Here is a 24262-nt window from a genome sequence, read left to right on the forward strand (position 1 = left end):
TGTCGGCGTTGATAGGGGGGAGCGCCCTGAATGCGCGCCCCCTGTTGGTCGTGAGTGTGACCGGCGCTGGCTCCCCCTGTCTCGCCGCCACCCGGCGCTGCGTTGCGCCCCTGCGCGCCGGCTGGATCCCGCGGCGGTCCGTGGAATTCCAGCACAGTGCCGGATCTCCAACAAGGGCCGTGGACCGAGCTGTGACCTCCGTGACAGCCTGTGAGTGACACGTTACGAGATGTCGAAGTCGATCGCGTACATAACGGACGTATCCCTGCCAGTCGCAGGCGCGTCACTCGTGTCCCAGTCGCCATGATCAGGAGCGGAATGACAGGTTCAGTTCGCCAATGTCCGTTTCGGAACGGGGAGTTGCGGGCCCGGAATGACCGCTTTGAGCTTGCCGCCGTGAGCAAACTCACATGAGGATCGCGGCCGGTTGGCGGCTTCCGCCGGGAATTCGATGTTTAGCCTGGCGCTTTACAAGAGGGAAGTCTCTGCCAACCGACACATGACGGGGTCCACGACAACCGTGAAGACGACGATGATGTTCCGCAACATAGCCAACCCCCGGCGCACCACCCTCGCCCACCTCAAGGACGCCGAGGAACTGCAGACCCCGGACCTCCCCGAGCACTCCCTCGACCTCCCGGCCCAGACCGCCAACCCGCGGCGCACCATCCTCATGGAGATCCCGGTCGCGACCGCGGCCGCCGAGTAGCCGCCGGTACGGGACACGGCCGCCGGCCGTCCGCGCACCCGGTCACCGGGTCGCTCTCACGGCGGCCGCCCCCTGCCGCGCTAGCCTGGAGTGTCAGACTCCAGCCGGTTCAGTGAGGGGCGCCAGGATCCCGTGCGCATCGCCAGGTTCTCCATCGACGGGAACGTCGCCTTCGGCGCCGTCGAGGGCGACAAGCAGGACGAACTCGTCCTCGACATCATCAAGGGCATTCCGTTCGCGGACTTCGAGCTCTCCGGCACGAAGGTCCCGCTGAACAAGGTACGGCTGCTCCCGCCGGTGCTCCCCAACAAGGTCGTCGCCTTCGGGCGCAACTACGCGGAGCACGCCAGGGAGCTGGGCAACGAGGTCCCCGACGCCCCCTTCGCCTTCTTCAAGCCCTCCACCTCGGTGATCGGCCCAGGCGACGAGATCCAGTACCCGGCGTTCTCCGAGGAACTCCACCACGAGGCCGAACTGGCCGTGGTCATCGGCCGCCTGTGCCGCGAGGTCCCGCGCGAGCGCGTCCAGGACGTCATCCTCGGCTACACCTGCGCCAACGACGTCACCGCCCGCGACGTCCAGAAGCGGGAGAAGCAGTGGGCCCGGGCCAAGGGCTTCGACACGGCCTGCCCGCTCGGCCCCTGGGTGGAGACGGACCTGGACCTCGCCGCCGCGTCCGACCTGACGATCCAGCTCACGGTCAACGGCGAACAGCGCCAGCTCGGCCGTTCGAGCGAGATGATCCACTCCATCGCGGACCTCGTCGTCAACATCACCGAGGCCATGACGCTGCTCCCCGGCGACGTGATCCTCACCGGCACCCCGGCAGGGGTCGGCCCCCTCAACGTCGGCGACGAGGTCGCCGTCACCATCGAAGGCATCGGCACTCTCACCAACAAGGTTGTCAAGCGTGGCTAGCGCACCCGGCTCCCCCGTACGCGTCCGTTTCTGCCCCTCGCCCACCGGTAACCCCCACGTGGGCCTGGTCCGCACCGCCCTGTTCAACTGGGCGTTCGCCCGGCACCACCAGGGCACGCTGGTCTTCCGCATCGAGGACACCGACGCGGCCCGCGACTCCGAGGAGTCCTACGGCCAGCTGCTCGACGCGATGCGCTGGCTGGGCTTCGACTGGGACGAGGGCCCCGAGATCGGCGGCCCGCACGCGCCGTACCGCCAGTCGCAGCGCATGGACGTCTACGCCGACGTCGCCCGCAAGCTGCTCGACGCCGGCCACGCCTACCACTGCTACTGCTCCCAGGAGGAGCTGGACACCCGCCGCGACGCCGCCCGCGCCGCCGGCCGGCCGTCCGGCTACGACGGCCACTGCCGCGACCTGACCGCCGACCAGGTGGCGGAGTACAAGGCGCAGGGCCGCACCCCGATCGTCCGCTTCCGGATGCCCGACGAGACGATCACCTTCACGGACCTGGTCCGCGGTGAGCTGACCTTCACCCCGGAGAACGTCCCGGACTACGGCATCGTCCGCGCGAACGGCGCCCCGCTGTACACGCTGGTCAACCCGGTCGACGACGCCCTGATGGAGATCACCCACGTCCTGCGCGGCGAGGACCTGCTCTCCTCCACCCCGCGCCAGATCGCCCTCTACAAGGCGCTCATCGAGCTGGGCATCGCCCAGCAGGTCCCGGCCTTCGGCCACCTCCCGTACGTCATGGGCGAGGGCAACAAGAAGCTCTCCAAGCGCGACCCGGAGTCCTCGCTCAACCTCTACCGCGAGCGCGGCTTCCTCCCCGAGGGCCTGCTGAACTACCTCTCGCTGCTCGGCTGGTCGTTCTCCGCCGACCAGGACATCTTCTCCGTCGAGGAGATGGTGGCCGCGTTCGAGATCTCGGACGTGAACCCCAACCCGGCCCGCTTCGACCTGAAGAAGTGCGAGGCGATCAACGCCGACCACATCCGCATGCTGGACGTGAAGGACTTCACGGAGCGCTGCGCCCCCTGGCTGAAGGCTCCGGTCGCGCCCTGGGCGCCGGAGGACTTCGACGAGGCGAAGTGGCAGGCGATCGCCCCGCACGCCCAGACCCGTCTGAAGGTCCTGTCGGAGATCACCGACAACGTCGACTTCCTGTTCCTGCCCGAGCCGGTCTCCGACGAGGCGTCGTGGGCGAAGGCGATGAAGGAGGGCAGCGACGCGCTGCTGACCACGGCCCGCGAGAAGCTGGAGTCGGCCGACTGGACCTCCCCGGAGTCCCTGAAGGAGGCCGTCCTGGCCGCCGGTGAGGCCCACGGCCTCAAGCTCGGCAAGGCGCAGGCCCCGGTCCGGGTCGCCGTCACCGGCCGCACGGTCGGCCTGCCGCTCTTCGAGTCCCTGGAGATCCTGGGCAAGGAGAAGACCCTGGCGCGGATCGACACGGCACTGGCGAGGCTGAGCGCCTGACCCGCGCACGCGCCCGAGGGGCGGCACCCGGTGACCACCGGGCGCCGCCCCTCGCGCGTCCCGGCCGGAGTACGGTCGGTGCCATGACGATCAGGGCCGTGGTCTGGGACGTGGACGACACTCTCTTCGACTACACGAGCGCCGACCGCGAGGGCATGCGGGCGCACCTGGCGGCGGAGGGACTGCTCGCGGGCGAAGGGGGCGAGGAGGGCGTGGCGGCCGCGCTGGTGCGGTGGCGGGCGATCACCGACGCGCAGTGGGCGCGGTTCGCCGCGGGCGAGGTCACCTTCGAGGGGCAGCGCCTGGACCGGGTGCGGGTGTTCCTGGGCGAGGAGCTGACCGACGAGGAGGCCGGCGCCTGGTTCCGCCGGTACCGGACCCACTACGAGGCGGCCTGGACGCTCTTCCCGGACGTCCTGCCCGCCCTGGACGCGCTCGCGGCCGGCTACCGGCACGCCGTGCTCTCCAACTCCAGCCTGCACGTCCAGGACCACAAGCTGCGCACGCTCGGTGTGCACGACCGCTTCGAGGCCGTCCTGTGCGCCGCCGAGCTGGGCGTCTCCAAGCCCGCGGCCGGTGCCTTCCTCGCCGCCTGCGAGGCGCTGGAACTCGCTCCGCACCAGGTCGCCTACGTCGGTGACCACCCGGAGATCGACGGACGCGGTGCCGCGGACGCCGGGCTGCTGTCCGTCTGGCTCGACCGGCACGGGACCGGGAGCGCGCCGGCCGGCGGTCACCGGATCGGCTCCCTCGCCGAACTGCCCGCGATCCTCCACGCCGATACCCGTTTTGGAGCCCCGTCCACCTTCAGGTAATGTTCTTCCTGCGCCGCCGGGGAGCGGGCCGAAAGGCCGGAACCGGAGGCGCGAAGCTAGAGCAAGATCCCTTCAGGGGATTGCGTTCCAGTGGCCTATGGTGTAATTGGCAGCACGACTGATTCTGGTTCAGTTAGTCTTGGTTCGAGTCCAGGTAGGCCAGCTCGCAGAGCTTATCTGCATGCGCGGATCACATCCGCAAGCCCCCGTTGTGTAGCGGCCTAGCACGCTGCCCTCTCACGGCAGTAGCGCCGGTTCGAATCCGGTCGGGGGTACGGTGATCGAAGGATCGCTAGGGCCCCCGTTGTGTAGCGGCCTAGCACGCCGCCCTCTCAAGGCGGTAGCGCCGGTTCGAATCCGGTCGGGGGTACGAACTGGTCTAAACCATCATTGGTCTATGGTGTAATTGGCAGCACGACTGATTCTGGTTCAGTTAGTCTTGGTTCGAGTCCAGGTAGACCAGCTCGGATCTGCGGCGGTGAAGTTTGAACGCTCGTAAGATCCACGCCCCCGTTGTGTAGCGGCCTAGCACGCCGCCCTCTCAAGGCGGTAGCGCCGGTTCGAATCCGGTCGGGGGTACAGGTAGGGAAGAAGGCCCCTCACTTCGGTGAGGGGCCTTCTTCGTGTGCCCTACGTCCCGCCGCTCACTCGAAGCCGTAGCGGCGGGCCGTCTCCTCCTCCTGGGCCAGCCGGTGCAGCGCCTGGAGCATCGGCTCCACCAGGACCGCGCTCGCCACGGCGACCTCGACCTTCTCCTCCTCCGAGGGATGCGTCTCCAGGAAGTCCAGGTCGGCGACGGCCGCCCGGTGCATCAACCGCGCGTGCGAGAGCAGGAGTTCGGAGCCCCAGTCGTAACCGAGCCGGCGGAACGCGGCCACCGCGACCACCAACTGGCGGTACGCGGGGGAGATGGTCGTGAGCTGCTTGGCGTTCTCCCAGCCGAGGGCGTCCAGCAGCCCGCCGACCTCCCGGTGCGCGCTCCGCACGAACTCGTCCTCCTCGTCCGGTTCCGGCACCTGCGGCAGCGCCCACAGCGCGGCACCCACCCTGATCGTGCGGCCGAGCGAGCTGTCGTCGACATGGCCGAGCACCTCGCGGACGGTGGCGACCGGGATCCGGCCGACCTGGATCATCGCCCGCACCAGCCGCAGCCGCCGCAGGTGCTCCTCGTCGTACTCGGCGGTGGTGGCGTTGACCTGGCGGCCCTGCGGCAACAGGCCCTCGCGCAGGTAGTACTTGATCGTCGCGGCGGACACGCCGCTGCGCTCGCTCAGCTGGGCAAGCCGCATGTCTTGCGCCCTTCCTTGGTAAGTGCCACTATCCAAGCATCACCGAGAAGGATAGTGCCGCTATCCGATGATGATCCGGGGGCTGTCATCATGTTCACGAAACCGATTCGGGGCCGTACGACCGCGGCGCGCGAGGGTGACGCGGTGGTGCTGCTGATCGGCATGCGCGTCAACCGCTTCTGGGCCGTCCACCAGTGGCTGCCGGTCGGGCTGTCGATGATCCGCATGCTGCGCGAGCTCGAACGGGACCCGGGCCGGGGCCTGCTGGGACGCGTCCTGCTGACGGCGTCGCCGCGGACGTACTACGTCGTGCAGTACTGGGAGTCCAAGGAGAAGCTGTACGCGTACGCGAGTTCCCCGGACATGCTGCACCACGGGATGTGGAGCATCGTGAACCGCAAGGAGCGCGCGGGGAAGCTGCGGGGGCATGTGGGCCTGTGGCACGAGACGTACGTGGCGCCCGAGGGCGGCTACGAGTCGATCTACTTCGACATGCCCGAGTTCGGCCTGGGCGCGGCGAGCGGGGTGGTGCCGGTGGAGAAGCGCGGCCGCTACGGGAAGGACCGGTTCGCATACCGCTCCGGGAGCTGACCTGGTCAGGGGCGCGGGGGACTGCGCGACCGGCCACGACAGCGCCGCGGACGGCTGACGGCCCGTGGTGGCGGACGCTATGCCGTGGGGCTGGGGGCACGGGTCGGCTGCGGGCACGATGCGGCCGGTCGCGCAGTTCCCCGCGCCCCCAGGGCGCTTCACTTCCGTCGGGATCGGCCGGCCGCGGCGTTGAGGCCGGCCTCTCCCGGTGGAGGTGTCAGCCGGTGCGGCGCAGGGCCTCGGAGAGGCGGCCCGCCGCGTCGATGACCGCCTGCGCGTGCATACGGCCGGGATGACGGGTCAGCCGCTCGATCGGGCCGGAGACGGAGACCGCGGCCACGACCCGGTTGGACGGTCCGCGCACCGGCGCCGACACCGAGGCGACGCCCGGCTCGCGCTCGCCGATGGACTGCGCCCAGCCGCGGCGGCGCACGCCCGACAGCGCCGTCGCCGTGAAGCGGGCACCCTGGAGGCCGCGGTGCAGCCGCTCCGGCTCCTCCCAGGCCATCAGGATCTGCGCCGAGGATCCCGCCTTCATCGTGAGCGTCGAGCCGACCGGGACCGTGTCCCGCAGACCGGACAGACGTTCCGCCGCGGCCACGCAGATCCGCATGTCCCCCTGGCGGCGATAGAGCTGGGCGCTCTCGCCCGTGATGTCCCTGAGGTGCGTGAGCACCGGGCCCGCCGTCGCGAGCAGGCGGTCCTCGCCGGCCGCCGCGGCCAGCTCCGCGAGTCGCGGACCGAGAATGAAACGGCCCTGCATGTCGCGTGCCACCATGCGGTGGTGTTCCAGGGCCACGGCCAGCCGGTGAGCCGTGGGCCGTGCCAGTCCGGTGGCTCCGACCAGACCCGCGAGGGTGGCCGGACCGGACTCCAGGGCGCTCAGGACAAGGGCCGCCTTGTCCAGAACGCCGACGCCGCTACTGTTGTCCATGCAACGATACTCACGTCTCACTCTGTGAAACGCAAGTTCAATTTTCGTGGGAACGCGCCACCCTGGATGGACACAGTGGCCCGCGAACCAACGGGCCCGGCGGCGGAAGCCCGGAACCACGACTTCAGGGGCCCGGAGAACGGGCAGCCGCTACCTCAAGATCTCTAGTTGGGCCGGTGCACGCTGCCGGCCGGAGGGAAAGCGATGGGTAGGACACTCGCGGAGAAGGTCTGGGACGACCACGTCGTCCGGCGCGCCGAGGGCGAGCCCGACCTCCTCTTCATCGATCTGCACCTGCTGCACGAGGTGACCAGCCCGCAGGCCTTCGACGGTCTGCGCCAGAACGGCCGCCCGGTGCGCCGCCTCGACCTCACCATCGCGACCGAGGACCACAACACCCCGACCCTCGACATCGACAAGCCCATCGCGGACCCGGTCTCCCGGGCCCAGCTGGAGACGCTGCGCAAGAACTGCGCCGAGTTCGGCGTCCGGCTGCACCCGCTGGGCGACGTCGAGCAGGGTGTCGTGCACGTCGTGGGCCCGCAGCTGGGCCTGACCCAGCCCGGCACGACCGTCGTCTGCGGCGACTCCCACACCTCCACGCACGGCGCCTTCGGCGCGCTCGCGTTCGGCATCGGCACCTCCCAGGTGGAGCACGTGCTGGCCACCCAGACGCTGCCGCTGGCCCGCCCGAAGACCATGGCCATCACGGTCGACGGCGAGCTGCCCGAGGGCGTCACCGCCAAGGACCTGATCCTGGCGATCATCGCCAGGATCGGCACCGGAGGCGGCCAGGGCTACATCCTGGAGTACCGCGGCTCCGCCATCGAGAAGCTCTCGATGGAGGCCCGCATGACCATCTGCAACATGTCGATCGAGGCCGGCGCCCGCGCGGGCATGATCGCCCCCGACGAGACCACCTTCGCCTACATCAAGGGCCGTGCCCACGCGCCCGAGGGCGAGGACTGGGACGCGGCCGTCGCGTACTGGAAGACCCTGCGGACGGACGAGGACGCGGTCTTCGACGCCGAGGTGCGCATCGACGCGGCCGCCCTCTCGCCGTTCGTCACCTGGGGCACCAACCCCGGCCAGGGCGCACCGCTTTCGGCGGACGTCCCCGACCCGGCTTCGTACGAAGACGCTTCGGAGCGGCTCGCCGCCGAAAAGGCCCTGGAGTACATGGGGTTGGAGGCCGGGCAGGCGCTGCGGTCCATCAAGGTGGACACCGTCTTCGTAGGCTCCTGCACCAACGGACGCATCGAGGACCTGCGTGCCGTGGCCGCCGTCGTGGAGGGCCGCAAAGTCGCCGACGGCGTACGGATGCTGGTCGTCCCCGGCTCCGCGCGGGTCGGTCTGCAGGCCGTCTCCGAGGGCCTGGACGTCGTCTTCAAGGAGGCCGGCGCCGAATGGCGGCACGCTGGCTGCTCGATGTGCCTGGGCATGAACCCCGACCAGCTGGCCCCGGGTGAGCGCTCCGCGTCCACCTCCAACCGCAACTTCGAGGGCCGGCAGGGCAAGGGCGGCCGTACCCACCTGGTGTCGCCGCAGGTCGCGGCCGCCACGGCCGTCCTCGGCCACCTGGCCTCGCCCGCCGACCTGTCCGACGCCGACGTTCGTACGCCCGCTGGAGTCTGATCAGCCATGGAAGCATTCACCACGCACACCGGCCGGGCCGTCCCGCTGCGCCGCTCCAACGTCGACACCGACCAGATCATCCCTGCTCACTGGCTCAAGAAGGTCACCAGGGACGGTTTCGAGGACGGGCTGTTCGAGGCCTGGCGCAAGGACCCCGAGTTCGTGCTCAACCGCCCCGAGCGGCAGGGGGCGACCGTCCTGGTCGCCGGGCCCGACTTCGGCACCGGCTCCTCGCGCGAGCACGCCGTCTGGGCGCTGCAGAACTACGGGTTCAAGACCGTCATCTCCTCCCGCTTCGCGGACATCTTCCGGGGCAACTCGCTGAAGAACGGGCTGCTCACGGTGGTGCTGGAGCAGAAGACGGTGGACGCCCTCCAGGAGCTCACCGAGAGCGACCCCGAGGCCGAGATCACCGTGGACCTCCAGACCCGCGAGGTGCGCGCCGAGGGCATCACCGCCTCCTTCGAGCTGGACGAGAACTCCCGCTGGCGGCTGCTGAACGGGCTGGACGACATCTCCATCACCCTCCGGAACGAGGCCGACATCGCCGCCTACGAGGCCAAGCGGCCGTCCTACAAGCCGCGGACGCTCCAGAGCTGATCCGGAGCCCGCTTCGGGCCTGATCGCCCCCATCTGAATACGGCTGGTTTCAGCCACCGCAATCCCTCGCCTGTACCCCCGATCGCCACGATTGGGGGTACAGGCATGTCTGCACCCGAACGGACGCTCGCGTTGTCGCAGGTCTTGCCAACTTCCCACGTTAAGACGGATGTTGTGTGGGTACGTGAGTGCTGTGCCCGCGCCTTCCGCAAGTACCCGGAAGGCCATTTGAGGCGGCAGTTGCCCCCTGCGCAGGCGACAACTCGCCCCAGATGGCACAATCTGTGCATGGAACACGACGGCCAACTCCAGCTCTATGCGGCGGTCGCGGACCAACTGAAGGAAGCGCACACAAGAGTGCGCGCACTGCAAGTCCCGGAGGGCGTACGGATGGCGCTGACCCGGAAGCTGCTGGTCATTACGGCCGCGGCCAAGCACGACCTCGCCGACGCGGCAAGGCGGCTGGAACGGTTCAACACGGACCTCGAAGCGGGTCGATTCCCCGAAGAGGAACGCTGACCGAACCGTCCTGGACGATCGAATCCGTTGCGGCACAAGGGTGATAAGCCCGTTTCGTGTTTGATTTGCGGTATATATCTGCCTAACGTGCGAAAAAGCTTGAACACATTCGTTCTGGCGATGTCTCCGAAGGGGAAGACGTGAACAAGGCGCAGCTCGTAGAAGCGATTGCCGACAAGATGGGCGGCCGTCAGCAGGCCGCCGAAGCGGTCGACGCGGTTCTGGACGCCATCGTCCGTGCGGTCGTCGCGGGTGACCGGGTCTCGGTCACGGGCTTCGGGTCCTTCGAGAAGGTGGACCGCCCCGCGCGTTACGCCCGCAACCCCCAGACGGGCGAGCGGGTCCGGGTCAAGAAGACCTCCGTGCCGCGCTTCCGCGCCGGTCAGGGCTTCAAGGACCTGGTGAGCGGCTCGAAGAAGCTTCCCCGCGGTGGCGAGGTCGCGGTCAAGAAGGCGCCCAAGGGCAGCCTGACCGGCGGCGCTTCCGCGACGGTCAAGAAGGCGGCCGCGAAGAAGAGCACCGCCAAGAAGGCCACGGCCGCCGCCAAGAAGGTCACCGCGAAGAAGACGACCGCGAAGAAGACCACGGCCGCCGCGAAGAAGACCACGGCGAAGGCGACCGCGAAGAAGGTCACGGCCACCGCCAAGAAGACCGCCGCGAAGAAGGCGCCGGCCAAGAAGGTCACCGCCAAGAAGGCGCCGGCCAAGAAGTCGACGGCGCGCAAGGCCACCGCCAAGAAGACGGCCGCGCGCTAGGCCGCGGCGACCCGGGGACACTCACGCGACGGGCCGGACTCCTGGGGGAGTCCGGCCCGCGGTGCGGTCGGGGCGGACCGCGTCAGAGCGTCTGCAGCGTCACCAGCGTGATCCGCAGGCCCGCTCCTGATCCCTCGGTCTCGATGCGCACGCGCTGACCGGGGCGAAGCAGCCGCAGGCCGCCCGCGTCGAACGCCGCTCCGTCGAAGGGCACCGGGGTCCCGTCGTCCAGCAGCACCTGTCCGCCGCGGGTCTCGGGGTCGTACGTGTACGCGGTCGCCTGCATGACGGCAGCCTACTGGTCCGGGATCAGCAGGCGCGCCGCCACCGCCGCCGTGCGCGGGCCCACGCCCAGGGCCAGTGCCGTGCGCAGGTCGGCGCCGGTGTCCACGTCCTGGCGTACCGACTCCACGCCGGACGGCCGCAGTTCCACGGCGCCCGAGGCGGCGTGCCGGGCACGGGAATCCAGCCCGAATGCGGGCGCCAATTCACTGCCGGGCGCCGCGGCCAGCAGAGTGGTGCCGACAGCCGCCGCGTCCGCGAGAAAAGCGCGCGGGAATTCCGCGGCCGCGTCGAGTACCCGGGACAATTCCAGCGGACGCAGCGCCGGCAGATCGGCGTTCAGTGCGGCCACCGCGCTTTCCGGACGCGACACGCGCACCACCGCGGCGCCGTGCCGCAGAGCCGCGTTGAGGCCGCTGTGCGGCGTGTCCGGGACGATCCGCGCGCCCAGCGCCGCCAGCTCCCGCCCGGCCAGCGGGTCGTCCGTGACTACCGCCACATCCTTCACCGCCTGGCAGGCCAGCGCCGCGGCCACCGTGTCCTGGGCGAAGGCCAGGGCCAGTCCCGGACGCAAACCGTCCGTCGCGGTGTCCGCGAGCCTGCTCTTGGCTCGCGCCAGGGGCTTGAGGGGTATCACCAGGGTCCACTGCACCGACGTACCGTCCCTCCCTTGTTGCCTCATTGTCACCCGGGCCCCGGGGCGGGCGCGGAAGTGAGGCGTACGGTGTTCCTCGACAGACCGGCGGTCCGGGGCGACACTTCTCCCGGCCCCCCGGTCCGGGAGAAGAAGTCCCGCAGACCGGGAATGAAGTCCTAGAGGAAGGTGTGCGCGTGCCCCGCCGGAGAATCGGCTTCTGGTACCGCTTCGCTGCAGTGCTCTGCAAACCGCCGCTGGTGGTCCTGATCAAGCGGGACTGGCGCGGAATGGAGAACATTCCGGCTGACGGCGGATTTATCACCGCGGTGAACCACAATTCCCACATCGACCCCTTCGCCTACGCGCACTATCAGTACAACACCGGGCGTGTTCCGCGATTCCTGGCGAAGAGCGGGCTTTTCAAGAAGGGATTCGTCGGCGCCGCCATGCGCGGCACCGGCCAGATCCCGGTCTACCGCGAGTCCACCGACGCCCTGAGCGCCTTCCGGGCCGCGATCGACGCCGTGGAACGCGGCGAGTGCGTGGCCTTCTACCCCGAGGGCACGATCACCCGCGACCCGGACCAGTGGCCCATGACGGCCAAGACCGGCGCCGCCCGGGTCGCCCTGCAGACCAGGTGCCCGGTGATCCCGGTCGCCCAGTGGGGCGCCAACGAACTGCTGCCGCCGTACGCGAAGAAGCCCAACCTGCTGCCCCGCAAGACGCACCACGTCCTCGCGGGCCCGCCGGTCGATCTCAGCCGCTTCTACGGCAAGGACATGACCCAGGACGTCCTCAGGGAGGCATCCGAGGTCATCATGGCGTCGATCACCCGCCTGCTGGAGGAGATCCGCGGCGAGAAGGCTCCCGAGACCCCCTACGATCCACGCCAGGTGCGGATCGAGCAGCGGCGCCGGACGCGTGCGCAGAGCGGTCTGGAAGAGGAGAGCGGCAAGTGAGCATGCCTGCCAAGGCAGCGGTCTTCAGCGCGGGTTCGTGGGGTACGGCCTTCGGGATGGTGCTCGCCGACGCCGGGTGCGAGGTCACCCTGTGGGCGCGGCGGGCGGAGGTGGCCGAGGCGATCAACTCCGGCCGTACCAACCCCGACTACCTGCCCGGCGTGGAACTCCCCGAGAACCTGCGGGCCACCACCGACCCCGCCGAGGCGGCGGCCGGCGCCGACTTCACCGTCCTGTCGGTGCCGTCCCAGACCATGCGCGCCAACCTCGCGGACTGGGCGCCGCTGCTCGCGCCCCGCACCACCCTGGTGTCCCTCATGAAGGGCATCGAGCTGGGCACCACCATGCGGATGAGCGAGGTCATCTCCGACGTCGCCAAGGTCGGCCAGGACCGCATCGCCGTGGTCACCGGCCCCAACCTGGCCCGGGAGATCGCCGCCCGGATGCCGGCCGCCGCCGTGGTCGCCTGCACCGACGGCGCGGTCGCGGAGCGCCTCCAGGCCGCCTGCCACACACCGTACTTCCGGCCGTACACGAACACCGACGTGATCGGCTGCGAACTCGGCGGCGCGGTCAAGAACGTCATCGGGCTCGCGGTCGGCATCGCCGACGGCATGGGGCTCGGTGACAACGCCAAGGGCTCGCTCATCACCCGCGGCCTGGCCGAGACCACCCGGCTCGGCGTCGCGCTCGGCGCGGACCCGCTGACCTTCTCCGGCCTGGCCGGACTCGGCGACCTGGTGGCGACCTGCTCCTCGCCGCTGTCCCGCAACCACACCTTCGGCACCAACCTCGGCAAGGGCATGACCCTGGAGGAGACCATCGCGGTCACCCGGCAGACCGCCGAGGGCGTCAAGTCCTGCGAGTCGGTGGCCGATCTCGCCCGCCGGCACGGCGTGGAGATGCCGATCACCGAGACGGTCGTCGACATCGTGCACGAGGGCAAGCCGCCGGTGGTCGCGCTCAAGGAGCTGATGTCGCGCAGCGCGAAGCCCGAGCGACGCTGAGCGAACGCACCCCGCCGACGCTGTATCGGCGCACTACCAACGGGTACTCTCATCGCGATATGAGCACCGAGAACCTCCCCCAGAGCCCTGAGCAGCCCGCTCGCAAGCCCCGTGTGGCCCTCGTGTTCGGCGGCCGCAGCTCCGAGCACGGCATCTCCATGGTCACCGCCGGAGCGGTCCTGAGCGCCATCGACCGGACGAAGTACGACGTCCTGCCGATCGGCATCACCCGGGAGGGCCGCTGGGTGCTCACGGCCGACGCGCCCGAACGCATGGCCATCACCGACCGCCGTACGCCCGAGGTCGGCGATCTCGCCGAGGCCACCGACGGCGGCGTGCTGCTCCCCGTCGACCCGGCCAACCGCGAGGTCGTCTACAGCGAACCCGGTTCCGTGCCCAAGGCGCTCGGCGAGGTCGACGTCGTCTTCCCGATGCTGCACGGCCCCTACGGCGAGGACGGCACCCTCCAGGGCCTGCTGGAACTCTCCGGCGTGCCCTACGTCGGCTCCGGCGTGCTCGCCTCGGCCGTCGGCCAGGACAAGGAGTACATGAAGCGGGTGTTCACCTCGTTCGGGCTCAAGGTCGGCCCGTACCTGGTGATCCGCCCCCGGGAGTGGAAGCAGGACGAGTCCGCCGCCCGCAAGCGGATCGTGGAGTTCGCCGGCGAGCACGGCTGGCCGCTGTTCGTGAAGCCCGCGCGGGCCGGCTCGTCGATCGGCATCACCAAGGTCGACGACCTCTCCGGGCTGGACGAGGCGATCGCCACCGCGCAGGTCCACGACCCGAAGATCCTGGTCGAGGCGGCGCTGCGCGGCCGTGAGCTGGAGGTCGGCGTCCTGGAGTTCGAGGACGGCCCGCGCGCCTCGGTGCCGGCCGAGATCCCGCCGGCCGGCACGCACGCGTACTACGACTTCGAGGCCAAGTACATCGACTCCACCCCCGGCATCGTCCCGGCCCCGCTGACCGGGCAGGAGACCGCCGAGATCCAGGCGCTCGCGGTGGACGCGTTCGAGGCGGCGTCCTGCGAGGGACTGGTCCGCGCGGACTTCTTCCTCACCGAGGACGGCGACTTCGTGATCAACGAGATCAACACGATGCCGGGCTTCACGCCGATCTCGATGTATCCGCAGATGTGGCAGGCGACCGGCGTCAGCTACCCGGACCTCGTCGACCGCCTGATCCAGGCCGCCCTGAACCGCTCGACCGGTCTGAGGTGACCCACCCGGGGCGCGGGCGACCAGGTGCGGCCCGCCCCCGGCGTACTGCTTCGGCCGCTGCGGCGGCTAGCCGGCGATCCCCTTCGGGATCGCCTTTCCGACGGCCGGCGCCAGGTGCACCAGCGGCGCCATGCCGTCGCCGGTCCGCGCCGCCGGGATCGTCACCTCGACGTACGCCTTGCGCAGCGTCGTGGTGAAGCGGAACGATTTGTCGGGCTGCTCCTCCAGCAGCCAGCCGACCCCGTCGACCTCGACCCCGTCGGCTTCGGGGTCGGACATCTTCGCAGGCCGATCGACACCGCAGCGCAGTATGATCGCGGGGTTCCCCCAGCCCGCCGTCAGCGCGGAGGCGGGCTCGGGGTCCCGCCGGGCGAGTCCGTCCACCTTCTTCGGCAACCCCTCGTCGAGGTTCCGGCAGAGCTCGGCCACGGCCGCGCCCGGACGGGGAACCTCCGCCGTCGGGGCGTCGTCTGCCGAGGAGCAGCCCGCCGCCGCGACCAGAAGCGCGGCGAGCGCGGGCAGACGGAATGGCCGGTGACGGTAGATGTTCACCGGCCAAGCGTAGACGGGGGCTACAGATGCACGACCGGGCAGGTCAGTGTGCGCGTGATGCCGTCCACCTGCTGGACTCTGGCGACCACCAGCCGGCCGAGTTCGTCGACCGTCTCCGCTTGTGCGCGCACGATGACGTCGTACGGTCCCGTCACGTCCTCGGCCTGGATGACACCAGGGATCTTGCTGATGATCTCGGCGACGGTCGACGCTTTGCCGACCTCCGTCTGGATCAGGATGTACGCCTGTACCACGGAACCTCCAGGGCGGCCACGAGGATCATGTGGGGAAAAGGAACGCCACGGTATCGCGTCGCCGCTCACCGCGGGGAGACCTGGGCGGACAGGGGCTTGCGCGCCAGGGTGCAGGCAGGACAGAAGTTGACGGTCACCTCGACCGTATCCAGGACGACGGTGACGCGCGAGCGGGCCCGGCAGAGCAGAGAAGGGGCGTAAGGGCGATGAAGGGCACTGTCGGTGAGCTGGGGGAGTTCGGGCTCATCAGGGAGCTCACCTCCCGTCTCACCACCACTCCGGCGGTCCGGGTCGGTCCCGGCGACGACGCCGCGGTGGTCGCCGCGCCCGACCGCAGGGTCGTGGCGAGCACCGACATCCTGCTGGAGGGCCGGCACTTCCGGCGCGACTGGTCCACGGCCTACGACGTGGGCCGCAAGGCGGCCGCCCAGAACCTCGCGGACATCGCGGCGATGGGCGCCGTCCCGACCGCGCTGCTGCTCGGCCTGGTCGTCCCCGCCGAACTGCCGGTGACCTGGCCCAGCGAGCTGATGGACGGCATCCGGGACGAGTGCCAGGTGGCGGGCGCCTCGGTGGTCGGCGGGGACGTGGTCCGCGGCGACACGATCATGGTCTCCATCACCGCGCTCGGCGATCTGCGCAACCAGGAGCCGGTGACCCGGGCCGGCGCCCAGCCCGGCGACCTGGTGGCCGTCACGGGCTGGCTGGGCTGGTCGGCGGCCGGCTACGCGGTGCTCTCCCGGGGCTTCAGGTCGCCGCGCGCCTTCGTGGAGGCGCACCGCCGTCCCGAGCCGCCGTACCACGCGGGTCCGGCCGCGGCGGGCCTCGGCGCGACCGCGATGTGCGACGTCAGCGACGGGCTGATCGCCGACCTCGGGCACATCGCGGAGGCCAGCAAGGTACGGATCGACATCCGCTCCGGCGCGATCGACGTCCCCACCCAGATGAACGACATCGGCCAGGCCGTCGGCGTCGACCCCATCCAGTGGGTGCTGACCGGCGGCGAGGACCACGCGATCGTGGCGACCTTCCCGTCGGACGTGAAGCTGCCCGCCCGCTGGAAGGTGATCGGCGAGGTCCTCAACCCGTCCGCGCTGCCCCAGGTGACCGTCGACGGCGCGCCCTGGACCAGCAAGGGCGGCTGGGACCACTTCGGGGACATCGAGTCATGAGCCGGCCTCGGGTGCTGACGGTCGCGGGCTCCGACTCCGGCGGCGGCGCCGGGATCCAGGCCGACCTGAAGACGATGCTGGCGCTGGGCGTGCACGGCATGAGCGTGATCACCGCCGTCACCGCGCAGAACTCCACGGGCGTGCAGGGCGCCTGGGAGCTGCCGGTGGCGGCGGTGCGCGCCCAGTACCGCAGCGTGGTCGACGACATCGGCGTGGACGCGGTGAAGACCGGGATGCTCGCCTCGGCCGAACTCGTCGGGGCGGTCGCGGAGTTGATCGCCGGGACCGGGGTGCCGGTGGTCGTCGACCCGGTGGGCGTCTCCAAGCACGGCGACTCCCTGCTCGCCGCCTCCGCCCTGGACACGATGCGCACCGAACTCCTCCCGCTGGCCACCGTGGCCACCCCCAACCTGGACGAGGTGGCCCAGCTCACCGGCGTCCACGTCGAGTCGGAGGCGGACCTGCGGCGGGCCGCGGCCGCCGTGCTGTCGTACGGGCCGCGGTGGGTGCTGATCAAGGGCGGGCATCTGCCCGGTGAGGCCGTGGACCTGCTCACCGACGGCACGGACGAGTTCGTGCTGCGCGCTCCCCGCCACGACAACCGGCACACGCACGGCACCGGCTGCACGCTCGCGTCCGCGATCGCCTCGGAGCTGGCGAAGGGGCGGTCCGTGCCGGAGGCGGTGGCGGCGGCCAAGGAGTACGTCACCGGTGCGATCGCCGCCGGGTTCGCGCTCGGCGCCGGCATCGGCCCGGTGGACCACGGCTGGGCCCTGAGCCGGGACCCCGGCCAGGACTAGGCAGCCCGGCCGTTGCGGCCGGGTATGGCAAAAAGCCGGCCCACCCGGAGGTGGACCGGCTCAGTGCGGCGAAACCGGTTGTGGCCGCGCGCTAGCAGCAGTGCGTCAGCGCGAGACCTTGCCGGCCTTGATGCACGAGGTGCAGGCGTTCACGCGCTTCGGCGTCCCGCCGACCACGGTACGCACACGCTGGATGTTCGGGTTCCAGCGACGGGACGTACGGCGGTGCGAGTGCGAGATGTTGTTGCCGAAGCCCGGCCCCTTGCCGCAGACGTCGCAGTTGGCAGCCACGGGTCACTCCAAAGACTTCAGATGCACTTACGGTTGAATCCCGGCGTGCCGGGATTCAGATCCGGAGATCTGAGATCTTGAGTGGCCTGCCAGGGGTTATGGCCCGATCGGATCGGGCAACCGGAGCAGCATACAACGGCCGCGACGGTTAGACGAAACTAGCATGGCAGCTCAGGGGCCCGCTCCCGGCCCTCTGCCGGTGGACACCCGTGCGGGGTCTACGCTGCGACCACGTCGGGCCAGCTCAAGGAGGCGCAGGTGGCGCAGGTGCCGCAGACATTCCTCGATGCTCTCGCGGTACGCACCTGGTGCGCTCTCGCGCTCGGGGCGGTCGGCCGGGCGCGCGAGGAGATCGACGCCATCAACGTCTACCCGGTGGCCGACGGCGACACGGGCACGAACCTCTATCTGACGCTGGAATCGGCCGCCGGGGCCGTGGAGGCCGTCTTCGCGGGCTACGAGCTGGGCGAAGAGGTCCCCACCCTCGCCGACGCCGTCCGCGCGATGGCGCACGGCGCCCTGATAGGCGCGCGCGGCAACTCCGGCACGATCCTCGCGCAGCTGCTGCGCGGCATGTCCCAGGTCCTCGCCGAGGGTGAGGCGGCTCACATCGACAGCGCGGGGCTGCGGCGGGCCCTGCGGCAGGCGGCCGACGCCGCCCGCGGGGCCGTGGCCCATCCCGTCGAGGGCACCGTGCTGTCGGTCGCGTCCGCGGCGGCCGACGCCGCCGGCGCGGCCGAGGGCGACTGCGCGGCGGTCGCGCGGGCCGCGTACCGGGGAGCCTGCACGGCGCTCGCGCGGACCCCGGGGCAGCTGGCCGCGCTGGAGCGGGCGGGCGTGGTCGACGCGGGCGGCCGGGGCCTGGTCGCGGTGCTCGGCGCCCTCCTGGAGGCGATCACCGGCGAGACGCCGGCGGTCTTCGACCCGTACGCCCACGGAGCGCCTCCATCCGCCCACGCGCGCGTGGACGCCGTCTCCGACGCGCGGGCCGAGGCGTGCGCCGAGCGGACCACGGGCCCCGCCTTCGAGGTCATCTACCTCCTGGAGGCCGAGGACCGCGCCGTACAGCGGCTGCGGGCCCGCCTCGACGCGCTCGGCGACTCCCTCGTGGTGGTCGGCGGGGACGGCCTGTGGAACGTCCACGTGCACGTCGACGATGCCGGGGCCGCGGTGGAGGCGGCAGTCGAGGCCGGGCGGCCGTACCGGATCCGCATCACGCACTTCGGCGCCGGGGACGTGCACACCGGCGCGGAACCGCCGCGCGAGCGGGTGCAGCGGGCCGTGGTGGCCGTCGTGCCGGGCGAGGGACTGGTCGGCCTGTACGGCGAGTCCGGCGCGACCACCGTGCTCGCGCGTCCCGGCGAACCGCCCGCCAGCGGCGAGCTGGTGGACGCCGTACGACGGGCACACGCGCGCGAGGTGGTACTGCTGCCCAACGACGCCGACCTGCGGCACACCGCGGCCGCGGCCGCCGAACAGGTCCGCGCCGAGGGCATCCGGGTCGCCCTCATCCCGACCCGCTCCGCGGTGCAGGGCATCGCCGCGCTCGCCGTGCACCAGCCGGACCGCCGCTTCGACGAGGACGTCGTGCAGATGACCTCGGCGGCCGGCGCCACCCGCTACGCCGAGATCGTGGTCGCCGAACGGCAGTCCTGGACCATGGCCGGCATCTGCCAGGCCGGGGACGTGCTGGGCCTGATCGACGGTGACGTGGCGGTCATCGGCTCGGACGTGACCGCCACCGCCGAGAGCGTCCTGGACCGCATGCTCCAGGCGGGCGGCGAACTGGTCACCCTCGTGCGCGGCGACGAGGCGCCCGAGGGCGTCACCGAACGCCTACGGGCACGGGTGCGCGAGGCCTACCTCGCCGTCGACACGGTCGTCTACGACGGCGGCCTGCAGGGGGCCCCGCTCCTCATCGGCGTCGAATGAGCCCCCCGCGCGCCCGTGCTCAGGCCTCCGCGGGCTCCAGCAACTGCCGAGCCTCCGCCCGCCGGGCCCGGACCGTGTCGTCCTCGGGGTCCGCGTCCCGGTAGGCGTCCAGCACCGCACGCGCGCGTGCCGCCGCGTCGGCCGGCCGGCTCAGGTCGGCCTCCAGCCAGCCCGCCGCGAGTTCCGCGCCGGTACGGCTGTGCAGTCCGTCCGCGCCCAGCCCGGCGAAGACGGCGATCGCCGCCGTCGTCTCGGCCAGCGCCGCCTCGAACGCGTCCTGGATCGCCGCGTCCTGCGCGTCCTCCGGCACGGACCGGGCCAGCAGGTCGCCGAACTGCCGGTGGGTGTGGCCCAGCTCACCGGTGAGCCGCTCCCGGGCCGCCGCATCCCGCAGCCCCGTCAGCGCCGACTCGCACTCCGTCACCGCCGCCGCCATCAGCCGCCGCGCGCCCGCCGTCCCGGCCTCCGTGCGCAGCGCCAGCCACGCGCGGGCCCGCAACGACCGCACCAGGAAGTGCACGTTGCCCATCGCCCGCCACAGCTCGCCCGCGCGCGCGTACGCCCGGTCCGCCTCGGCGGCCAGCCCCGCGTTGCCCAGCGACTCGGCGGCCAGGTGCGCGAGGGTGGCGTGGTCGTGCTGCTCGGGCCAGTGCCGGGCGATCTCGGCCGCCTGCAGCCGCCGTTCGGCCGCCGCGTGATGCTCGCCGAGTTCGCTGAGACAGTCCCCGAGCCACCACTGGGTCTGGACCACCGCGCCGTCGCCGTGCCTCTCGGCGCTCAGGTCCGCGAGCGCCGACTCCAGCACCTCGGCGGCCTCCGCGAACCGCCCCTGCCGCAGCAGCAGGCCGCCCAGCTGGTGCCGCGCCCACGCACCCAGGGTGGCGCTCTCCCCGGCCTCGTCGGCCCAGTGCGCCGCCTGGAGGGCGTGCTCCGCGGCCTCCTCCGCCGCGCCCCGGCCGCCGAGCACCTCGGCCAGCTGGAGGTGCAGCTGGGCCCGTCCGACCGCCTCCACGTGCGGCCCGCCGTGCTCCAGGGCCGCGCGCAGCGCCCGCTCCGCCTCGGCCATGTCGCCCTGCTCGTGGGCGAGCGCGGCCACCCGCACCTCGTACTCCACCGCGAACCACGGCAGCTCCGCGCCCACGAACTGCGCCGACGCCTGCCGGAACAGCTCGGCCGCCCGCTCCCCGTCACCGGCGTGCTCGGCCAGCTCGGCCAGCATCGCCCGCCCCTCGGCCGCCCGGGACACCAGCCGCACGTCGGACCCGCCGCGCCCGCCGACGAGCGCCAGCAGCTCCCGTACGGCCTGCTCGGCCTCCAAGGCGCCCTCCGACCGCTCGTGCACCCGCCGCATCAGGATCCGCGCCCGGCTCATCAGCACGGACGCCGTCTGCCGTACCCCGGTGGCCTCGTCGGCGTACAGCGCGAGGATCCGGTCGTACGGCTCGCCGATCGCCGCCGTCGCCACGTCCACTTCGCCGGCCAGCGCACGGACGTAGGCCGCACGCGCGCGTGCCGCGATCGCCTCGCCCTCGTCACCGGCCCGCGCGTACAGCTCCGCCGCGTGCTCGAACAGCTCGGCGCCCTCGGGGCCGCGGCCCATCGCCGTGTGGTCGGCCACCTCCGCGCGGACATAGGCGTCCACCTCGGTGCCCTCGACGGCCTCGGCGACCGCCGCCCAGGCCTCCAGGGCGTGCGGCTGGAGCGTGTCCGACAGCCGGCGCGCCTCGGCGAGCAGCTCGGACAGCGACGGCGGCTCCTGCGCGGGCGCCCGCACCACCGGCGCGAGAGGTCCGGCGGGCGCGGTCCGCGCCGCCCGCACCCCCAGGGGCAGCCGGTCCGCCAGCGGCCGCTGGTCCATGCGCTCGCGCACCCGGTCGCCGACGTAGGAGGTGCCGTTGCGGGCGTCGAACCGGGCCGCCAGCTCCAGGGCCTCCGCGCGCGCGTGCCCGGCCAGTTCCGCGGCGCTCCACGCCCGCCCGGCCGGACCCGGCACCCGCTGCTCACCGAGGCCCAGCCCGGTCAGCCGATCCATCAGCAGCGTCACCACCGCCAGGAAGTCCATCCGGCTGCGCGGCTGCCCGGCGTCCGTGAAGTAGGCGGGACGTTCCGCCAGCAGTTCGAGACCGCGCGCCTCGTTGCCGGTCAGCGCGCAGAACTCCACGTGGTCCGCGTACGCGCCCCGCATGCTCTCCATGGGGCGGACCAGCCGGAAACCGCGCAGATGGTGGGCGCGGGCCTCGTCGGTCCTGCCCAGCCGCAGCAGCGGGACCAGGGACGAGGCGAGGACCGTGTGCGGCTCGTGGGCGCAGCTGTACTCGCCCTCCAGGACCGGCCGCCACAGCTCGAGCGCCTCGGCGTCCCGGCCGTTGCGCAGCTGCCAGCCGCCCTGTCCGTGCAGCTCGCACGCGTGGCAGTCGGCCATCCGGTCCCGGTCCGCCGCCAGCCAGGCCGCGTACGCCCGCTCCGCGCGCGGGAAGTCACCGACGTGCGCGGCCACGCTGAACTCGGCGCTGCGCACCGCACGCTCGGAGTGCCCGGCGAGCCGGTAGCGGTGCTCCATCTCGCCCAGCCACTTCTCGATCGAGGCGAGCGGTATGTGCGGCTGGTCGAGCATGCCGGCCGACATCCACTTGAAGACCCAGTACAGGGAGTGCGTCTCGTACTCGTCGAAGTCCCCGGGCCGTTCGTCCCACAGGCGCAGCAGCCGCGCGAAGGGGACGAACATCCTGTCCTTCTCGGAGCTGTAGTTGTAGACCTTCAGCTGGTGCCCCAGCGCCTCGACCACGGCGAGCGGGATGTTCAGCTTCTCGGCCTCCGCCAGCAGCTGCTCCGCGCGCGCGTTGCGTGCGGGGCCCTCCGGCTCCTCCGAGTTCTCGGCCATCGCGCGGCGCAGCGCGTCGAAGTCGGCGATGCCGCCGGTCGCGCCCATCAGCGGTCACCCTCCCCATGCGTGGCCCACTCCAGGAGGCCGATGAACGAGCGGTTGATCAGGACCGAGTCGGCGGGCCGCAGCGGACGCTGGGCCATCAGCAGCGCCTGCCCGTAGAGCGATTCGCTCGCGGTGCCGATCAGCTCCGGGTCGGTCAGGGAACTGATCCGCCGGATCAGCGGGTTGAGATGGTTGAGCACCAGACGGGCCCGGGGCGCGCTGCCGCGCAGCGAGCCCAGGATGCCCGCCCACAGGTCGTCGGCCTGCTCCTCGGCCTCCGCGCGGGCCTGCTCGTGCCGTGCGGCCCGGTCGTCCAGGTGCAGCGCGGGCACGGACAGCGGGTGGAAGGCGCGCAGGACGACGTCGCAGCCCAGCGGGTCCAGCTTCGCCCGCGCGGCCGCGAGGAACCCGGCGAGCGCCAGCTCCTCCGCCGGATCCACCGCGTCCAGGTGCGCGGTCACGGTGTCCGCGTCCAGCTCGGCGACCACCGTCCCGGGCCGCACCGACGGCAGCGCCTCGACCAGCTCGCTGTCGTAGGTGTAACCGCCGTTGACCACCCCGACGCCCTGCGCCGAGGCGATCGGCGCGACCTGCCGGTACTCCTCGACCGTCCTGGTGAAGTGCACCACCGGGTGGCGCTGCGCGAACTCCTCCAGGGACAGCTGGCCGTCGGTGGTCTCGAAGGGCAGCCACGGCAGCATCGTGCGCAGCATCTCCCGGTCGTGCCGGGCCAGCGACTTCACCCCGAGGTGGTGCACGGAGAGGAACGCCGAGAGCCGTTCCGGATCGCCCGCGGCCAGCCCGGTCAGCCAGGACCGAATCCTTTCGCCGAGCGCCTCCCGTACCGCCGACAGGGTCTCGTCCTCGTACAGCGACTCGCGCGAGGCGGTCGGCCGGAGGCTGTCCGTGTCCAGGACGCAGCGCACGAAGAACGCCCAGTCAGGCAGGAGCTGTTCGGCCCGCTCGGTGAGCAGCATCCCCTTGAGGTGCACGCGATGGCCGGCCCGCTGCGCCGGGCTCACCGCGGACGGCAGCACGTAGGCCACCCCGCGGATCCCGGCCAGCGGCACGTCCAGGGCGATCGAGTCCAGCGGCGCGAACCCGAACAGGTCCTGGCAGTGCCGGGCGAGGGCCACCCGGCGGGTGCCGGGGGAGGGGTAGGGCCGGTCCCAGGGCGCGGGCAGGTCGGTGACCGCCTCGTCGCCCACCCGGACGTCGTAGGGCAGCAGCGAGCCGAAGTCGCGGGCCAGCGCCAGCACGCGCCGCTCGTCCAGCCACTCCGCCGCGCCGGCCCGCGCCACCAGGTGCACGGTGGTGCCGGGCTCGGGCCGTGCCTCGGACGGCAGCGTCCGCACGGTGTAGGAGCCGTCGTCCCGGGCCGTCCACTCCACCGGGAGCGCGTCCGGGGTGCGCGCGCTGCGGCTGACCACGCGGATCCGCTCGGCGACCACGAAACAGGCCAGCAGCCCGATGCCGAACTGGCCGAGGAAGTCGGAACGGGCCTCCTGCAGCCCGTCCGCCCGCTTGGAGCTGCGCCCGATGGTCGCGAGCAGGCTGTGCACGTCCGCCTCGGTGAGCCCGACGCCGCTGTCCTCCACCCGAAGGGCACTGCCGTCGGCGTACAGCCGTACGCGCGCCGGGGCGTCGGGCTGCTCGGCCCGTCTGGCGGTGATGGCGTCCACCGCGTTCTGCAGCAGTTCGCGCAGGTAGACCTTGGGACTGGAGTACAGGTGGTGGGAGAGCAGGTCCACCAGACCGCGCAGGTCGACCTGGAACGTATGGGGAGGCTGTGGTGCCTGGGATGACTGTGAGGTCTGGGAGTCCATCGTCGCAGCGCCGGAGGGGGGAGACGTGGTCGGCGCGGGGTCGGGCGGTCCCTGGTGGGGCGGTGACCGCGGAAGGATGGCCGGAGCGCGCCATCCTATGGCCCAAAACGGCCGTCTGACCAGGGGTTTCCCGAGACATATACGGCATTGTCAGTGGCGTGG

24 protein-coding genes and 5 tRNA genes are annotated in these 24262 nt (G+C 71.6%); 20 read left to right on the forward strand and 9 right to left on the reverse strand.

Going from position 1 to position 24262, the window contains the following annotated elements:
- The first annotated feature begins 520 nt into the window (after positions 1 to 520).
- From ACIQOE_RS37115 to ACIQOE_RS37155, 9 genes are all read left to right on the forward strand, one after another.
- The gene (locus ACIQOE_RS37115; protein ID WP_351323635.1) at positions 521 to 709 is read left to right on the forward strand and encodes a hypothetical protein; all 189 of its coding nucleotides are present in this window, start codon (positions 521 to 523) and stop codon (positions 707 to 709) included.
- A gap of 132 nt (positions 710 to 841) precedes the next feature.
- Positions 842 to 1627 (forward strand): fumarylacetoacetate hydrolase family protein, encoded by a 786-nt coding sequence (locus tag ACIQOE_RS37120; protein WP_351323502.1) that lies wholly within the window; start codon positions 842 to 844, stop codon positions 1625 to 1627.
- On the forward strand, positions 1620 to 3104 hold the full coding sequence (gene gltX / locus ACIQOE_RS37125; protein ID WP_401416361.1) for a glutamate--tRNA ligase: 1485 nt from the start codon (positions 1620 to 1622) through the stop codon (positions 3102 to 3104). Before ACIQOE_RS37120 ends, gltX begins: the two co-directional genes overlap by 8 nt.
- A gap of 83 nt (positions 3105 to 3187) precedes the next feature.
- On the forward strand, positions 3188 to 3919 hold the full coding sequence (locus tag ACIQOE_RS37130) for an HAD family hydrolase (RefSeq protein WP_365558905.1): 732 nt from the start codon (positions 3188 to 3190) through the stop codon (positions 3917 to 3919).
- Positions 3920 to 4010: 91 nt separating this feature from the next.
- Positions 4011 to 4082, forward strand: a tRNA-Gln gene (locus ACIQOE_RS37135).
- Between the two features lie 39 nt (positions 4083 to 4121).
- A tRNA-Glu gene (locus ACIQOE_RS37140) sits at positions 4122 to 4194 on the forward strand.
- A 22-nt stretch (positions 4195 to 4216) separates the two neighbouring features.
- Positions 4217 to 4289 (forward strand) — tRNA-Glu (locus tag ACIQOE_RS37145).
- A gap of 21 nt (positions 4290 to 4310) precedes the next feature.
- Positions 4311 to 4382 (forward strand) — tRNA-Gln (locus ACIQOE_RS37150).
- A gap of 43 nt (positions 4383 to 4425) precedes the next feature.
- Positions 4426 to 4498: transfer RNA gene (locus ACIQOE_RS37155), tRNA-Glu, on the forward strand.
- A gap of 65 nt (positions 4499 to 4563) precedes the next feature.
- Here the strand turns inward: ACIQOE_RS37155 and ACIQOE_RS37160 are convergent.
- Entirely contained in the window at positions 4564 to 5208 is a 645-nt protein-coding gene (locus ACIQOE_RS37160) for a MerR family transcriptional regulator (RefSeq protein WP_351323505.1), read from the reverse strand.
- 90 nt (positions 5209 to 5298) lie between these two features.
- Here ACIQOE_RS37160 and ACIQOE_RS37165 point away from each other — a divergent pair, with 90 nt between their 5' ends.
- On the forward strand, positions 5299 to 5799 hold the full coding sequence (locus ACIQOE_RS37165) for a DUF4188 domain-containing protein (RefSeq protein WP_399012758.1): 501 nt from the start codon (positions 5299 to 5301) through the stop codon (positions 5797 to 5799).
- Positions 5800 to 6016: 217 nt separating this feature from the next.
- Here ACIQOE_RS37165 and ndgR read toward each other — a convergent pair whose 3' ends face one another.
- The gene (gene ndgR, locus ACIQOE_RS37170) at positions 6017 to 6733 is read right to left on the reverse strand and encodes an IclR family transcriptional regulator NdgR (RefSeq protein ID WP_003993203.1); all 717 of its coding nucleotides are present in this window, start codon (positions 6731 to 6733) and stop codon (positions 6017 to 6019) included.
- Between the two features lie 204 nt (positions 6734 to 6937).
- Between ndgR and leuC the strand changes: the two genes are divergently transcribed.
- The 4 genes from leuC to ACIQOE_RS37190 all read left to right on the forward strand — a co-directional run bounded on the left by leuC (position 6938) and on the right by ACIQOE_RS37190 (position 10242).
- Positions 6938 to 8368, forward strand: coding sequence for a 3-isopropylmalate dehydratase large subunit (gene leuC, locus ACIQOE_RS37175; protein WP_401416365.1), 1431 nt, complete (start codon positions 6938 to 6940; stop codon positions 8366 to 8368).
- A 6-nt stretch (positions 8369 to 8374) separates the two neighbouring features.
- A complete protein-coding gene (gene leuD, locus ACIQOE_RS37180; protein WP_351323508.1) occupies positions 8375 to 8968 on the forward strand; it encodes a 3-isopropylmalate dehydratase small subunit in 594 nt (197 codons plus the stop codon).
- A gap of 288 nt (positions 8969 to 9256) precedes the next feature.
- A complete protein-coding gene (locus tag ACIQOE_RS37185; protein WP_351323509.1) occupies positions 9257 to 9487 on the forward strand; it encodes a hypothetical protein in 231 nt (76 codons plus the stop codon).
- A 140-nt stretch (positions 9488 to 9627) separates the two neighbouring features.
- Positions 9628 to 10242, forward strand: coding sequence for an HU family DNA-binding protein (locus ACIQOE_RS37190; RefSeq protein WP_365558913.1), 615 nt, complete (start codon positions 9628 to 9630; stop codon positions 10240 to 10242).
- Positions 10243 to 10324: 82 nt separating this feature from the next.
- On the opposite strand, the gene ACIQOE_RS37195 is transcribed toward ACIQOE_RS37190, so the two are convergent.
- Together ACIQOE_RS37195 and cofC are read right to left on the reverse strand one after the other, a co-directional pair.
- A complete protein-coding gene (locus tag ACIQOE_RS37195) occupies positions 10325 to 10528 on the reverse strand; it encodes a hypothetical protein (RefSeq protein ID WP_351323512.1) in 204 nt (67 codons plus the stop codon).
- 9 nt (positions 10529 to 10537) lie between these two features.
- The gene (cofC, locus tag ACIQOE_RS37200) at positions 10538 to 11176 is read right to left on the reverse strand and encodes a 2-phospho-L-lactate guanylyltransferase (RefSeq protein ID WP_365558916.1); all 639 of its coding nucleotides are present in this window, start codon (positions 11174 to 11176) and stop codon (positions 10538 to 10540) included.
- Between the two features lie 179 nt (positions 11177 to 11355).
- Between cofC and ACIQOE_RS37205 the strand changes: the two genes are divergently transcribed.
- The 3 genes from ACIQOE_RS37205 to ACIQOE_RS37215 are packed head-to-tail and all read left to right on the forward strand — an operon-like array spanning position 11356 to position 14344.
- On the forward strand, positions 11356 to 12120 hold the full coding sequence (locus ACIQOE_RS37205; protein WP_351323514.1) for a lysophospholipid acyltransferase family protein: 765 nt from the start codon (positions 11356 to 11358) through the stop codon (positions 12118 to 12120).
- A complete protein-coding gene (locus tag ACIQOE_RS37210; protein WP_351323515.1) occupies positions 12117 to 13127 on the forward strand; it encodes an NAD(P)H-dependent glycerol-3-phosphate dehydrogenase in 1011 nt (336 codons plus the stop codon). Before ACIQOE_RS37205 ends, ACIQOE_RS37210 begins: the two co-directional genes overlap by 4 nt.
- 59 nt (positions 13128 to 13186) lie before the next feature.
- A complete protein-coding gene (locus ACIQOE_RS37215; protein ID WP_351323516.1) occupies positions 13187 to 14344 on the forward strand; it encodes a D-alanine--D-alanine ligase family protein in 1158 nt (385 codons plus the stop codon).
- A gap of 66 nt (positions 14345 to 14410) precedes the next feature.
- Here the strand turns inward: ACIQOE_RS37215 and ACIQOE_RS37220 are convergent, their stop codons facing one another.
- Both ACIQOE_RS37220 and ACIQOE_RS37225 read right to left on the reverse strand, forming a co-directional pair.
- On the reverse strand, positions 14411 to 14896 hold the full coding sequence (locus ACIQOE_RS37220; protein WP_365558918.1) for a DUF3515 domain-containing protein: 486 nt from the start codon (positions 14894 to 14896) through the stop codon (positions 14411 to 14413).
- Between the two features lie 20 nt (positions 14897 to 14916).
- A complete protein-coding gene (locus tag ACIQOE_RS37225; RefSeq protein WP_093498875.1) occupies positions 14917 to 15150 on the reverse strand; it encodes an Lrp/AsnC family transcriptional regulator in 234 nt (77 codons plus the stop codon).
- A 206-nt stretch (positions 15151 to 15356) separates the two neighbouring features.
- On the opposite strand from ACIQOE_RS37225, the gene ACIQOE_RS37230 reads away from it, so the two are divergent.
- Both ACIQOE_RS37230 and thiD read left to right on the forward strand, forming a co-directional pair.
- Positions 15357 to 16322: a thiamine-phosphate kinase gene (locus ACIQOE_RS37230; RefSeq protein ID WP_365558919.1), complete on the forward strand. Its 966-nt coding sequence runs from the start codon at positions 15357 to 15359 to the stop codon at positions 16320 to 16322.
- Positions 16319 to 17122, forward strand: a complete 804-nt coding sequence (gene thiD / locus ACIQOE_RS37235) for a bifunctional hydroxymethylpyrimidine kinase/phosphomethylpyrimidine kinase (protein ID WP_401416371.1) — start codon at positions 16319 to 16321, stop codon at positions 17120 to 17122. Before ACIQOE_RS37230 ends, thiD begins: the two co-directional genes overlap by 4 nt.
- Before the next feature lie 105 nt (positions 17123 to 17227).
- Here the strand turns inward: thiD and rpmB are convergent, their stop codons facing one another.
- Positions 17228 to 17413, reverse strand: a complete 186-nt coding sequence (gene rpmB, locus ACIQOE_RS37240) for a 50S ribosomal protein L28 (protein WP_003993230.1) — start codon at positions 17411 to 17413, stop codon at positions 17228 to 17230.
- A 258-nt stretch (positions 17414 to 17671) separates the two neighbouring features.
- Between rpmB and ACIQOE_RS37245 the strand changes: the two genes are divergently transcribed.
- A complete protein-coding gene (locus ACIQOE_RS37245) occupies positions 17672 to 19345 on the forward strand; it encodes a DAK2 domain-containing protein (protein ID WP_401416373.1) in 1674 nt (557 codons plus the stop codon).
- A 19-nt stretch (positions 19346 to 19364) separates the two neighbouring features.
- Here the strand turns inward: ACIQOE_RS37245 and ACIQOE_RS37250 are convergent, their stop codons facing one another.
- A complete protein-coding gene (locus ACIQOE_RS37250) occupies positions 19365 to 22274 on the reverse strand; it encodes a tetratricopeptide repeat protein (RefSeq protein ID WP_401416376.1) in 2910 nt (969 codons plus the stop codon).
- Positions 22274 to 24100: an HSP90 family protein gene (locus ACIQOE_RS37255; protein WP_351323521.1), complete on the reverse strand. Its 1827-nt coding sequence runs from the start codon at positions 24098 to 24100 to the stop codon at positions 22274 to 22276. Before ACIQOE_RS37255 ends, ACIQOE_RS37250 begins: the two co-directional genes overlap by 1 nt.
- Between the last annotated feature and the right edge of the window lie 162 nt (positions 24101 to 24262).

The organism is Streptomyces sp. NPDC091282, from assembly GCF_044757385.1.
In the GTDB taxonomy this organism is placed as follows: domain Bacteria; phylum Actinomycetota; class Actinomycetes; order Streptomycetales; family Streptomycetaceae; genus Streptomyces; species Streptomyces gramineus.